We start from the raw sequence: 13,445 nt of genomic DNA on the forward strand, positions 1-13,445 counted from the left end.
CATGACCAAGAAAACCATTCTGACCGTGGACGACGATCCCAATATCCGCGACTACCTGGAAGCCGTGTTCACCGACAACGGCTACAACGTGGTCCTGGCCGAAAACGGCGACAAGGCCTTGGAGATCTTAAAGGACCTGCGGCCCGACCTCATCACCCTGGACGTGGAGATGCCCGACAAGTCCGGCCCCTGGGTCGGCCGGGCCATCCAGAAGAACAGCGCCCTGGCCACCATCCCCATCGTGGTCATCACCGGCCACAGCGAACTGTCCTACATCATCCCCAAGGCGGCGGCCTTTTTGGCCAAGCCCTTCGAGGCCGACGAGGTCGTGCGCGTGGTGCGCGGCATCCTCGGCGAGTAACCTCCGGTCGGGGGAAGCAGCCGCCGTGCGGCTTCCCCCGACCGGCCATCCCGCCCGTCGGGACAAGGCAGGCCGTCCATGAGCGAATCCCTGCTTCTCGTCGACGACGAGGAAGACATCCGCCGCTTCCTGGGGCTTTTTTTGGCCGACCTCGGCTATGACGTCCACGCCGCCGCCAACGGCGAGGAAGCCCTGGCCGTCTTCGACGCCGTGGCCCCTTCCATCGTGCTGACCGACATCAAGATGCCGGTCATGGACGGGCTGGAACTCCTCAAACGCATCAAGGCCAGAAGCCCGGAAACCGAAGTGGTCATGATCTCCGGCCACGGCGACATGGACCTGGCCATCAGCTGCCTGCAAAACGACGCCGCGGACTTCGTCACCAAGCCCATCAACCACGATATCCTCGATGCCGCCTTAAAGCGCATCGACGAGAAGCTTTCCATGCGCCGGGAGCTGCGCCAGTACACGCAGAACCTGGAAAAGCTCGTGCGCGAGAAATCCAGCCGCGTGGTCGAGCTCGAACGCCAGTTGGCCGCCGGCCAGATGGCCGAGACCATGTGCCAGGCCATCTCCGGCCTCTCGGCCGACCTCGGCGAGGGCGCCGGCTACTTCAACGAGATGCCCTGCTTCGTGGCCGTGCACAACGCCTCCCTCGAAGTCGTGGCCACCAATCAATTGTACAAGGACCGCCTGGGCGACATGGTCGGCCGCCACAGCTGGGAGGTCTACGCCGGCCAGGCCCTGCGCGGTAGAGGCGCCCCCGTCTGGAAGACCTTCGAGACCGGCAAGGGCCAGCGCTGCCGCGAAACCATGCTGTGCAAAAACGGCAACGAGCTGCCGGTCATGGTCCACACTTCGCCCATCGCCGCCACCAACGGCAAGGTCGAGCTGGTGCTGGAAATGGCCGTGGACGTCAGCGAGATCAAGCGCCTCCAGGAAGAACTGCGCGTCACCCAGCAGAAGTACATGGACCTCTTCGACGCCACCCCGTGCTCCATCGCCGTGCGCGACCGCCAGGGCCTGGTCGTGGCCAACAACCGGCGTTTCGTCGAGGACTTCGGCGAGGGCGTGGGCCGGCCCTGTTTCGACGTCTTCAAGCACCGGGCCGAACCCTGTCCCGACTGCCCGGCCGAGCGGACCTTCGCCGACGGCGAGGCCCATTTCGAGGAAACCGTGGTCACCACCCGCGACGGCCGGCAGCTCAACGTGCTCATTTCCACGGCCGCCATCCGCAACGCCGCCGGCGAGATGGTGGAGGTCATGGAAATGTCGGCCGACATCACGAGCATCCGCCAGTTGCAAAGCCACCTCACCTCCCTTGGGCTCATGCTCGGTTCCATCTCCCACGGCGTCAAAGGGATGCTCACGGCCCTGGAAGGGGCGGTCTACCGCGTGGAATCGGGCCTCAAGCGCGGCGACATGGCCCGGTCCCAGGCCGCGGCCGAGGCGGTGCGCGCCCTGGTCGGCCGGGTGCGGGCGCTGGTGCTCAATGTCCTTTATTACGCCAAGTCCCGGGAGCTGGCCCCGGAGACCGTGGACGTGGCCGCCTTCGCCGCCTCCCTGGCCCAGACCGTGGCCCCCAAGGCCGCCCGTGAAGGCGTGGCCCTCACCGCCGAAATCGCCCCGGACCTGGGGGAGATGGCCGTGGACGCGGCCAATCTGCAGGCCGCCCTGGTCAACATCCTGGAAAACGCCGTGGACGCCTGCCTGGCCGATACGGCCAAGTCCGAGCACCGTATCGCCTGCCGTGTCCGCCGCGAGGGCGCGGTCATCGTCTTCGACATCGAGGACAACGGCATGGGCATGGACCAGGAGACGCGGGAAAAGGCCTTTACCCTCTTTTTCTCCTCCAAGGGGCTCAAGGGCACGGGCCTGGGGCTTTTCATCGCCAACGACATGGTGGCCAAGCACGGCGGGGCCATCGCGCTGACGTCCGAGCCGGGGCTGGGCACCCGTTTCCTGATCCGCATTCCGCAAACCCCGCCGGCCGCCCTGGAAACCCAGGCCGTGCCCGCCCAGGGCGAGGGCCGGCCGGCCTGACCGGCCGGGGGGCGGGGGCCGGACCGGCGCGTGCGGCGCTCGAGGTGGGAAGCTCCCGTGCACGCGGCTGGTCCGCTTCAGAAATGCGCTTTCGCCCCCCCGGTTGACCCATGCTCCCCGTGTCCGGGAGGAACCGCGCCTGGTTGCGGCTTGCCCGGAAGGTCGCGGCGGCCTGGGACGTCGTGCCGGGCAACCTTTGCTCCCATCCCGGCAACGACCGGCTGCCGGCCAAGGCGTCTGCGAGGGTCTTTCCCTCGGGATTCCTTGCGATTTTTGTGTGCTTGAACCAGCCTTTTTCTTGTGTCCGCGGGGACGGAAATGGTAGGGTCCCGCATGATCGCGGAACCGGAACAATCCTTGCCCGATTTGAGCGGGCTCGACGACGCGGTGCGTTTGCTGCGGGCCGTGCCCGACCGGGAAGAATTCCTGCGCAGCGTCCTGGACCTGCTGCGCCGCTGGACGGGCTGCCAGGCCGTGGGCCTGCGCCTGGCCCGGGACGGCGACTATCCGTATTTCACGACCCAGGGCTTTGCCGCGGATTTCGTCCGGGCCGAGTCGCGCCTGTGCGACGGCGACCCGGCCCAGGCGTCGCCGGACGGCCGGGGCGCGCTGGCTTGCATGTGCGGCGCGGTCATCGACGGCCGCCTCGACCCGGCCTGGCCCTTCGCCACGGCCGGGGGCTCGTTTTTCACCGGTTCCACCAGCCGGCTGCTGGCCGGGCCGGGCGAGCTGCCGTTTACCACCCGCAACCGCTGCAACGCCGCCGGCTACGAGACCGTGGCCCTGGTTCCGCTACGCGTGGACGGGCGATGCATCGGGCTCATCCAGGTCAACGACCGCCGCCGCGACCGCCTGGGCCGCGAGGGCGTGGCCGCCCTGGAACGGCTGGCCGACGGCGTGGCCCTGGTCCTGTCGCGCCAAGACGCCGACCAGGCCCTGGCCGCCGCCGAAGCCCGCTACCGGGCCATGTTCTCCGCCAATATCGCCGTGAAGCTGCTCATCGACCCGGAAACCGGCCAAATCGTCGAGGCCAATCCGGCGGCCTGCGACTTTTACGGCTACGGCGCCGACACCATGCGGTCCCTGTCCATCTGGGACATCAATACCCTGAGGCCGGAAAAGACCCAGGCCGAGATGCGGGCGGCCAAGGAGGAGGGCCGGCGGTTTTTCCGCTTCACCCACCGCCTGGCCGACGGGAGCCTTCGGGAGGTGGAGGTCTATTCCGGGCCGGTGGCCTTTCCCGGGCGGACACTGCTTTTTTCCATCATCCACGACGTCACGGACCGGGTGCGGGCCGAACAGGCCCGGGAGCGGGTGGAGCAGATGCTGCGCCACGACCTGCGTTCGCCCCTGGCGGGCATCGTGGGCCTGTCCGCGCACCTGGCGAACAACGGCCTGTGCCCCGACGGCGCGGCCATGGCCGAGGTCATCCGCGAAACCGCCGAACGCCTCTACACCATGGTCGAGCGCAACCTCGACCTGCTCAAAATCGAACAGGGGCGCTACGTGCTGGCGCCCGAGCCCGTGGAACTGGCGCCGCTTTTGCGCCGTCTGGAACGGGAAAAAGCCGCCCAGGCCGGCTCCAGGAAGCTGGCCATGCGCTTTGTCGGCCCCGGCCTGGACGGGGCCGGGGACGGGCCGACGGTGCTCGGCGAGGCCGGGCTTTTGGCCGCCATGTTCGCCAACCTGCTGGCCAACGCCCTGGAGGCCGCCCCGGCCGGCACCACCGTCACCGTCACGGTGTCCGAAACCGTGGACGAAGTCCGGACCGTCCTGCACAACCTGGGCTGCGTGCCCGAAGACGTCCGCCCCCGGTTTTTCGCCAAATACGCCACCAGCGGCAAGAAGGGCGGCACGGGGCTCGGCGCCTTTCTGGCGCGCAGCGTGGCCCGGTTGCACGGCGGGGATATCGACATGGAAACGGGCGAGGCCTCGGGCACGCGCCTGACCGTGCGCCTGCCGGGGCGGTGGGCCTGCGCCCTCGAGGCGCCCGGCGATCAGTCCGACTGATCGTCCAGGACGGCGAAAAGCGCCGCGGCATCGGCGGCCACGCCCAGGTCCAGGCAGGTCGCCTCGGCCGGCGGGGCCGCCCGGCCCGTGGCCGCCTCGATGGCCGCCGCGCAAAGGGCCAGCTCCCGGGCGATGTCCGGGGCGTGCAGGTAGGGCAGGCGGGCGCCGGTCATGGCGATGGTTTCGAAATTGCTTTTGGAAAAGGCCAGTTCCTGTTGCCGCGCCCGGCGCAACTGGGCGGAAAGCCGGCCATGGCGGGCCATAAGCGTCGGCAGCGGCAGGGCGCCCGCAGCCAGCCCGCCCAGAAACCCCACCAGATAGAGCAGCGTCGCCAGGGCGTCCGGGGCCTCGGCCGGCAACCGCCCGGCCACGGCCCGCACCAGCGCAGCCGCGCCCGGCGGCCACACCGCCGGTCCCGACCGCCTGGCCGCCACGGCTACGGTGAGGGCTACCTCCGGGCCAAGGCGTTCCGTCAACAGGTGCGTTGTCTCCCGGGGCAGGCCGCGCTCGGGGCCCAGGCGCGAAACGAAGCGGGCGACGGCCTCGGCGTCCATGGGCACGGTCAGGCGCGTGCCGTCGGGCAGGATGGCCACGGCGGCCGTGACGGCGGCGGCCAGGCGCTGGGCCAAAGCGGCGCTGCCGGCCGCGTCGAGGCCAGCCCGGGCCAGGTCCGGCTCCAGGGCCCGGGCCGTGTCCTCGCCCGGGAAAAGCAGCAGTTCAGCCAGGCTGGCCCCTTGGGGGTCGTCGCCGTCGGCCAGCAGCGTCGCCAGCCGGTGCGGCGGCAGTTCGCCGTGGGTGGAGCGGATGAAATGGGCCACGGCCGCATCCTGGGCCAGGCCCTTGGCGAGAAGGGCGCTGATGGCCGCGACGAGGCGTTCCTGGGCGGACTCGTTCATGCCACCGTGGTATGCCGGGTGCCGCATTCTGTCCACCGTGGCGGTGGCCCGGGCCGCAGGACCGTTGACAGGGCGGCGAGGCTTGGATTACCAAAAAAGGTAATCAGCCTTAGGGGCTACGGTCGCGAACAGGACGGTCGGCGGTGATCGGGACGTTGGCAAATCAGGCTTCAAACGGGCAGCGAGGCAGCGCCATGTCGCAGAAAATGGACTTTTCAGGCTACGACCCAGGCCCCTTTTACGACGAGATGTTCGAGGCGGACGGCTCGCCCCGGCCCGGTTGCCGGATGCTTTACGAAAAAATCATCTCCCTGCCGCCCGGGGAGATCCTCGGCCGCCAGGCCGCGGCCGAGCAGGCCCTCTACGACATGGGCATCACCTTCACCGTCTACGGCCACGAGGACGGCACGGAGAAGATCTTCCCCTTCGACATCGTCCCCCGGGTCATCGCGGCCGCCGAGTGGGACGCCCTGGAGAAGGGGCTGACCCAGCGCATCGCGGCGCTGAACCTGTTTATTGCCGACGTCTACGGCAAGGGCCGCATCATGGCCGACGGCGTGGTGCCCCGGGCCGTGGTCGAATCCTCCTCGGGCTATTTCAAGGAATGCCTGGGGCTGACCCCGCCGCGCGGCGTGTGGTGCCACATCACCGGCACGGACCTGGTGCGCGACGTGGACGGCCGTTTCCTCGTCCTCGAGGACAACCTGCGCTGCCCGTCGGGCGTCTCCTACGTCCTGGCCAACCGGCGCATCCTCAAGCGGGCCTTTCCCCAGGTCTTCGAGGCCATCCACATCCGGCCCGTGGACGACTATCCGCCGCTTCTGCTCGACATGCTCCATGCCATCGCCCCCCCCACCGCCTCCCGGCCCACGGCGGCGCTTTTGACCCCCGGGGTGTTCAACTCCGCCTATTTCGAGCACACCTTCCTGGCCCAGCAGGCTGGCATCGAACTGGTGGAGGGCCGCGACCTCGTCGTGGCCGACGGCTACGTTCACATGCGCACGACCAAAGGCTTAAAGCGCGTGGACGTGCTCTACCGCCGGGTGGGCGAGGACTTCCTCGACCCCACGGTCTTCCGGCCCGATTCGCTGCTGGGCGTGCCCGGCATCATGGAAGTCTACAAGGCCGGCCGGGTGGCCATGGCCAACGCGCCGGGCACGGGCGTGGCCGACGACAAGGTGGTCTACGCCTACGTGCCGCGCATGATCCGCTACTACCTCGGCGAGGAGCCGCGCATCGACAACGTGGAGACCTTATTGTGCTGGGAGGACAAGGCCCGGCGACACGTGCTGGAAAACCTCGACACCATGGTGGTCAAGGCGGCGGCGGAATCCGGCGGCTACGGCATGCTCGTCGGCCCGGCGGCCACGCCGGCCGAACGCGAGGCCTTCGCCGCCAAGATCGAGGCCAACCCGCGCAACTACATCGCCCAGCCCACCATTGGCCTCTCGCGCACCCCGGTCATCGTGGACGACCATTTCGAGGGCCGCCACGTGGACCTGCGACCCTATGTCGTCTACGGCGAGGACATAAGGGTCATCCCCGGCGGCCTGACCCGGGTGGCGCTCAAGAAGGGGTCGCTTGTGGTCAATTCCTCCCAGGGCGGAGGCAGCAAGGACACCTGGGTGCTGGGCGGCCCGGTCGACCCGTGATGCGCCCCGGAACAAATACGAGAGAGGCCCATCGCCGCAACCGCTTTCGCCGCCTAACGGCAAGGAGCCTGCCATGTTAAGCCGCGTGGCCGACGCCATCTACTGGATGAGCCGCTACCTGGAGCGGGCCGAGAACATCGCCCGGTTCATCGACGTCAACTGGCACCTGACCCTGGACACGCCCGGGGCCACGACCGAGCAGTGGACGCCGCTGGTGCGGGCCATGGGCGACTGGGACACCTTTATCGAAAAGGGCACGCCCCAGGACCGAAGCGGCGTCATCCGCTTTCTGGCCTTCGACCCGGCCTCGCCCAATTCCATCGTTTCCTGCCTGGCCCACGCCCGGGACAACGCCCGCACCATCCGCGAGATCATCCCCACCGAGATGTGGGAGCAGATCAACACCTTCTACCATCTGGCCCGGGACGCCTCCGCCCGCTGCGAGGCCCTGCTGGCCAACCCCTACCAGTTCTGCGACGAGGTCAAGCGCCGGGACCTGACGATCAGCGGCATCGCGGGCGACGCCATGTCCCACGACGAGGCCTGGGACTTCTTCCGGCTGGGCAAGCTGCTCGAGCGCGCCGACAAGACCTCGCGCATCCTCGACGTCAAGTACTTCATCCTCCTGCCGCACCCGACCGACGTCGGCTCCAACCTCGACTACGTGCAGTGGGCGGCGCTACTGAAGGCCATCAGCGCCCTGGAAGCCTACCGCCGCCGCCACGGCCGCATCCAGCCCGACCGCATCGTGGAGTTTTTGCTCCTCGACCACGACTTTCCCCGTTCGGTGCTGTGCGGCCTGACCAAGGCGCAAGAGTGCCTGCACGCCATCACCGGCACGCGCATGGGCTATTTCAGCAACCCGGCGGAAAAGCGCCTGGGGCATCTGTGCAGCGACCTGGCCTACAGCAGCGTGGACGAGGTCTTCGCCGGCGGGCTGCACGAATTCACGGACAATCTCCAGACCCGGATGAACCAGGTGGACGAGGCCTGCTACGCCACGTTTTTCTCCGTGTTTCCGGCTATTGACGGCGTCGGCCAACAATGAGAAGGAACGGCCCATGACATTTTGCCTGGGCATTACCGTGGAGGAGGGCCTGGTCGGCATCGCCGACACGCGCATCACCTCGGGCAACGAGCTGACCAGCGCCCAGAAGGTCACGACCTACCAGAACGGCAACGGCGCGTTTTTCCTCATGACCTCGGGGCTGCGCTCGGTGCGCGACAAGACGCTGACCTACTTCGACGAGGTCCTCGAATCCTGCCCCACGCCCTTCGACAAGCTCTACAAGGCCGTCAACGCCTTCACCACCGAACTGCGCCGGGTTGCGGCCGAGGACAAGCCGTTTCTGGCCGACTCGGGCCTGCACTTCAACCTCCACGCCCTCGTCGGCGGCCAGCTCTCGGGCGACGCGTCCCACAAGCTCTACCTCGTCTACCCCGAGGGCAACTGGGTGGAGATCAGCCGGGGCACGCCCTACCACATCATCGGCGAGGGCGGCTACGGCAAGCCGGTGCTCGACCGCACCCTCAAGTTTTCCGATTCGTTGCGCATGGCGCTCAAGGTCGGCTGCCTGGCCTTCGACTCCACCCGCATCAGCGCCTCGGACGTGGACTTTCCCATCGACGTGGTCCTGTACCGCAAGGGCGGCCAGGAACTGGCCCAGCACCGCTACGAGAAGCAGGACCTGGCCGACATCTCGGCCTGGTGGCAGGAGCATCTGCGCGGCCTGGTCCACGACCTGCCCTCGGAGTGGATCGACAACGTCGCCTCCAAACTGATCAAGGTCTGCGCCCCGCCCGGCTGCCGTACCCTGCCCCCGAAGTAACCCGTGCTGTGCCGCCTTTCGCACCACACGCGCTACGACTTCGGCCGGCCCGTGTTCCTTGAGCCGCACCTGGTGCGCCTTTTGCCGCGCCCCGACGCCTGCCAGCGCGTGACGGCCCTTACCGTGGACATCGATCCGGCCCCGGTCGGGCGGTCCGTGTGCCAGGACCTGTATGGCAATGCCGTGCTGTCGACCTGGTTTTCGGGCCTGTCCGGGCACCTGGATATCCGCGTGACGGCCACGGTGGAGACGCTGCGGGCCAATCCCTTCGATTACCTCATTGAAACGGAAGCCTGCCGCTTGCCCGTGCCGCTCTCGCCGGCCGAGGCCCAGGCCGCCGCGCCCTGCCTGGCCCCCCTGGCGCCGCCCCATGGCCGGGCCGCCGCCCTGGCCGAGCGGCTCAGGCGCGACGGCGCGGATACGCCCCAAAGTTTTGCCCTGGCCCTGCTCGGCTGGATGGCCGACAACATTGCCACCGTGCCCCGCGAGGAACCGGGGCTGCTTTCCCCCGAGGACCTGCTGGAAGCCGGGCAGGGCGCCTGCCGCGACCTGGCCGTGTGCTATCTGGCCGCCTGCCGCCACGTCGGCCTTCCGGCCCGGTTCGTCAGCGGCTATCACGAGGGCGACCCCGAGCGCGAGGACCGCGACCTGCACGCCTGGGCCGAGGCCTGGCTGCCGGGCGGCGGCTGGCGCGGCTTCGACCCGTCCCTGGGCCTGGCCGTGGCCGACCGCCATGTGGCCGTGGCCGCCGCCGGCGACCCGGCCGAGGCCGCCCCGGTCGCCGGCAGTTTCCGCGGCCGGGCGCCCGCGCCGCGCCTTTCCCATGCCATCCGCCTGACCATGGACACGCGCGACTGACCCGGTTTTTTTTGTTGGGGAACGATTCGTCTTGGTCTACACCTATTTCCCATGACGCGTGGCGACTTGATGCACCGTGACCGACGCTCCGTCCTCTTTGCGCTGGGGCGGCGCTTGTTTTTTGCCCTGGGCCTGTGCGGCCTGCTCCTGACCGGGGCCATCGCCCGGGCCGAGGCCCTGGAGTTGAGCCCGCAGGAAAAGGCCTTCATCGAGGCCCATCCCGTCATCCGCTACAGCGACACGGATTGGCGGCCCCTGTCCATTTTCGACGGCGGCCGCATGACCGGCCTGTTCCACGACTACTACACGCTCATTTCCCAAAAGACCGGCCTGGCCTTCCAGTTCGAGACGGTGGGCGACGGCCACGATTTCCAATATGTGCTCGACGCCTTGCGGGAAAAGCGCATCGACATGATCGACGGCACGGGCAAGACGCCCGACCGGGCCCACTATGCCTTGTTCGTGGGGCCGTTTCTGCGTTTTCCCCTGGCCATCGTCTCCCGTGACGACGAAACGGCCTATTCCCTGGCCACGCTTGCCGGCAAAAAGGTCGCCGCCGGCCGGGGCGGCACGGCCTACGAATACCTCCGGGAAAACGGCCGCGGCATCGAGCTGCTCCCGGCCAGGGACGCCGCCGAGGCCCTGACCATGGTGGCGCTCGGCAAGGCCGACGCCGCCGTGGAGAACCTGGCCGTGGCCGCCTACGCCATCCGGGCCTCGGGCCTCACCAACGTCAAGATTTCCGGCCAGCTCGATGACACCTTCGACATCTACACCCTGGTGCGCGACGACTGGCCCGAGCTCGCCTCCGTCCTCGCCAAGGCCCAGGCCCTGGTCACCGAGGCCGAAAAGGCCGCCCTGGTCGCCAAATGGCTGCCCGTCTACAAGGACGGGGCCGTCAACCCCGAGGCCGCGGCCAGCCGGGACGCCAAGCGCGCCGCCACCCCGGCCGTGACCATGACCGACCGGGAGCGCGCCTATTTGAGCGAGAAAAAAGCCCTGGCATTCTGCGTCGACCCGGACTGGGCGCCGGTGGAGCGCATCGACGAAAACGGCCGTTACGTGGGCATCGGCGCGGATTTCCTCAAAATCATCGGCGAGCGCATCGGCATGCCCATGGTGCTTGTGCCCACGGCCTCCTGGAGCCAGTCCCTGGAGGCGGTCAAAAAACGGCGCTGCGACTTCCTGCCCGTGGCCGGGGATACCAAGGACCGGCGGCGGTTTTTGCGCTTCACCTCGCCCTACCTGCGCTTTCCCATGGTGGTGGCCACTCGGTCCAAGGCCCCCTACATCGAGGACCCCCACAGCCTGGCCGGCAAGGACGTGGGCGTGGTCAACGGCTACGCCAGCCTGGATATCCTGCGGGCCAAGTACCCGGAGCTGCGGCTTAAGGAAGTGCCGAGCGTCGACGAAGGCCTCAAGCTCGTGGCCGACGGACGCCTGTACGGCTACATCGACACGGTCCCGGCCATCAGCCAGGCCCTGGCCAAGGGGCACTACACGGACCTGAAAATCGCCGGCCGCCTGGATGCCCATCTGGACCTGTCCATGGCCAGCCGGGACGACGAACCCGAGCTGGCCTCGCTGTTCCAGAAGGCCGTCAATACCCTCACCAAGGAGGAGTCCGAGGCCATCCTCAAGCGCTGGATGGCCGTCACCTTCGAGCAGGGGTTTGACTACGACCTGGCCTGGAAGATCGCCGGCGGCGCGGCTGCGGTGCTTGGCCTGGTGGTCTGGTGGAACCGCCAGCTTTCGCGCTTAAACCGCGCCCTGCGCCAGGCCAACGAGGCCCGCGAGGCCGCCTCCCACCGCATGACGGCCCTTTTGGACAACGCCGGCCAGGGCTTTTTGTCCGTGGACCGCGACGGGGTCATCGACCCCCTCTACAGCGCCGAATGCCATAAGCTTTTCGGCGACGCCCTGGCCGGGGGCGATGTCTCGCGGCTGCTCTATCCCGGCGACGAGGCCGGCCGGGCCGCCATGGCCGTCAATATCCGCCGGGTGGTGGACGAGCCCGATGCCTACCGCCGCGACCTCTACGTGTCGCTTATGCCCACCCAGCTTGTGCGCGGCGACACGGCCTTGCGCCTGGCCTACCGGGCCTTGTCCCCCGACCGGCTGATGTTCGTGATCACCGACGTCACGGACGAGGTCCGCCTCAAGGACGCCGTGGCCAGGGAGCGCAACCGGCTGGCCTGCGTGGTGGCGGCCGTGCGCGAGCAGCGCGATTTCTTCGACGTGCTGGACGCCTTCGCCGCCTTCCGCCAGGACGGCGCCGCCAAGGCCGCCGCCGCCCCCGACGACCGGGCCGCCCTGGACGGGACCTACCGGACCGTCCATACCTTGAAGGGCCTGTTTTTGCAGCTCGAGTGCGCCCATGCGGCCCGGGCCCTGGACGCCCTGGAGGAGCGCCTGTCGCGCCTGCGCCAGGCGGCGGGGCCGGTGCGTCAGGAGGTGGTGGCCCTGCTGGGGGATGGGGAGGTGGACGCCGCCCTGGGCCGGGACCTGGACGTGGTGCGCGAGGCCTTGGGCCAGGAGTTTTTCACCCGCCGCGGCGAGGTCTGCCTGGACGGGAACTTGGCCGACGCCCTGGCCCGCCTGGCCGCGCGGCTGCTCGGGCGCCTGGACGCCATGGGCTTCGACGCCACCGACGTGCGGGTGCTCAAGGCGGCGCGGTCCCTGCGCTTCGTGGACCTGCGCAAGCTTCTGGCCGCCTATCCCCGCACGGCCCTGCGCCTGGCCGAGGCCCAGGGCAAGCGCCTGGCCCCCTTCGCCGTGGAGGGCGACGCGGTCATGGTCGATCCCGGCCGGCTTGCCCCCCTGGTGAAAAGCCTGATACACGCCGTACGAAATGCCGTGGATCATGGCCTGGAGCCGCCGGAGGAACGGGAACGCGCCGGCAAGGACCCGATCGGCCGCCTGCTGCTTCGGGTCGAGGCCCGCGACGGCGCGGTTCGGGTGGTGATGGCCGACGACGGACGGGGCATGGATGTGGGCGTGGTGCGCAACCGGGCCTTCGAGCTGGGCTTGGCCGGCGCCGAGGAACTGACGGCCATGGACGACGCGGCCATCCTTGACTTGGCCTTCCGGGACGGCTTCACCTCGCGCCGGTTGGCCGGGGACCTGTCCGGCCGGGGCGTGGGGCTGGCGGCCGTGCGGGCCGAGGCCCGGCGCCTGGGCGGTACGGCCAGTATCGAGAATCAAACCGGCCCGGGTGCCCGGCTCGTTGTCGCGGTGCCGCTTGCGCCGTATGAAATGCCCGTGGAGCACGTATGACCGAACAGCTCAATGTCGGCGCTTTCCTGCGCGCCTTGACCCACCGCACCGAAACGTTTTTCCGTGAGGAGCTTGCCATCGCCCTGGCCGATCCGACCTTTCAGACCGACGACGTGCAAACCCTCGACCTGCGCCATACCACGGCGATCATGAGCGCCGCCGGCGAGCTCAAGCTCTACCTGGCCTACAGCTTCGACGCCGGCTTGCTGGACGCGGCCTTTGCCGCCTATACCCAAGACCTGGACATCGCCGAGGACGAGCGCGACGACGCCGTCCAGGAAACGGCCGGCGACATCATCAACATCGTGGTCGGCAACGCCCTGGCCGACATCGCCGCCACCGGGACGTCCATCGCGCTGTCCCCGCCCATCATCCTGACCGAAGCCAAGTCGGTCATGCGCCACCGGGCGGCCAAATTCGCCTCGGCCGAGCTGCATGCCGCGGGCGGGGCGCTGAGCATCCATCTCATCGGGCCGGGCGAGTTGTTCAACGATACCCTGGATTATGTGTAAGGAGGAGG

10 protein-coding genes are annotated in these 13,445 nt (G+C 68.7%); 9 read left to right on the plus strand and 1 reads right to left on the minus strand.

Going from position 1 to position 13,445, the window contains the following annotated elements; all coding sequences use genetic code 11:
- Position 1 precedes the first annotated feature (1 nt).
- The 3 genes from ACP59X_RS08740 to ACP59X_RS08750 all read left to right on the plus strand — a co-directional run bounded on the left by ACP59X_RS08740 (position 2) and on the right by ACP59X_RS08750 (position 4,414).
- Positions 2-361: a response regulator gene (locus ACP59X_RS08740; protein WP_428568000.1), complete on the plus strand. Its 360-nt coding sequence runs from the start codon at positions 2-4 to the stop codon at positions 359-361.
- Positions 362-439: 78 nt separating this feature from the next.
- On the plus strand, positions 440-2,404 hold the full coding sequence (locus ACP59X_RS08745) for a two-component system sensor histidine kinase NtrB (RefSeq protein ID WP_428568003.1): 1,965 nt from the start codon (positions 440-442) through the stop codon (positions 2,402-2,404).
- Between the two features lie 357 nt (positions 2,405-2,761).
- A complete protein-coding gene (locus ACP59X_RS08750; protein WP_428568006.1) occupies positions 2,762-4,414 on the plus strand; it encodes an ATP-binding protein in 1,653 nt (550 codons plus the stop codon).
- On the opposite strand, the gene ACP59X_RS08755 is transcribed toward ACP59X_RS08750, so the two are convergent.
- Complete coding sequence (locus ACP59X_RS08755; protein ID WP_428568009.1) at positions 4,402-5,310, minus strand: hypothetical protein; 909 nt, start codon at positions 5,308-5,310, stop codon at positions 4,402-4,404. The two genes, ACP59X_RS08750 and ACP59X_RS08755, sit on opposite strands and share 13 nt — an antisense overlap.
- A 194-nt stretch (positions 5,311-5,504) precedes the next feature.
- On the opposite strand from ACP59X_RS08755, the gene ACP59X_RS08760 reads away from it, so the two are divergent.
- From ACP59X_RS08760 to ACP59X_RS08785, 6 genes are all read left to right on the plus strand, one after another.
- Positions 5,505-6,962: a circularly permuted type 2 ATP-grasp protein gene (locus ACP59X_RS08760; RefSeq protein ID WP_428568012.1), complete on the plus strand. Its 1,458-nt coding sequence runs from the start codon at positions 5,505-5,507 to the stop codon at positions 6,960-6,962.
- A 73-nt stretch (positions 6,963-7,035) separates the two neighbouring features.
- Entirely contained in the window at positions 7,036-8,010 is a 975-nt protein-coding gene (locus tag ACP59X_RS08765) for an alpha-E domain-containing protein (RefSeq protein WP_428568017.1), read from the plus strand.
- A gap of 13 nt (positions 8,011-8,023) precedes the next feature.
- Positions 8,024-8,791 (plus strand): proteasome-type protease, encoded by a 768-nt coding sequence (locus ACP59X_RS08770; protein WP_428568019.1) that lies wholly within the window; start codon positions 8,024-8,026, stop codon positions 8,789-8,791.
- Positions 8,792-8,794: 3 nt separating this feature from the next.
- Positions 8,795-9,649: a transglutaminase family protein gene (locus tag ACP59X_RS08775; RefSeq protein ID WP_428568022.1), complete on the plus strand. Its 855-nt coding sequence runs from the start codon at positions 8,795-8,797 to the stop codon at positions 9,647-9,649.
- Between the two features lie 114 nt (positions 9,650-9,763).
- Positions 9,764-12,925, plus strand: a complete 3,162-nt coding sequence (locus tag ACP59X_RS08780; RefSeq protein ID WP_428568024.1) for a transporter substrate-binding domain-containing protein — start codon at positions 9,764-9,766, stop codon at positions 12,923-12,925.
- A complete protein-coding gene (locus tag ACP59X_RS08785) occupies positions 12,922-13,437 on the plus strand; it encodes a chemotaxis protein CheX (RefSeq protein ID WP_428568028.1) in 516 nt (171 codons plus the stop codon). The genes ACP59X_RS08780 and ACP59X_RS08785 overlap by 4 nt, the downstream gene beginning before the upstream one ends.
- Positions 13,438-13,445 lie beyond the last annotated feature (8 nt).

Source organism: Solidesulfovibrio sp. DCME (assembly GCF_049995385.1).
Lineage (GTDB): Bacteria > Desulfobacterota > Desulfovibrionia > Desulfovibrionales > Desulfovibrionaceae > Solidesulfovibrio.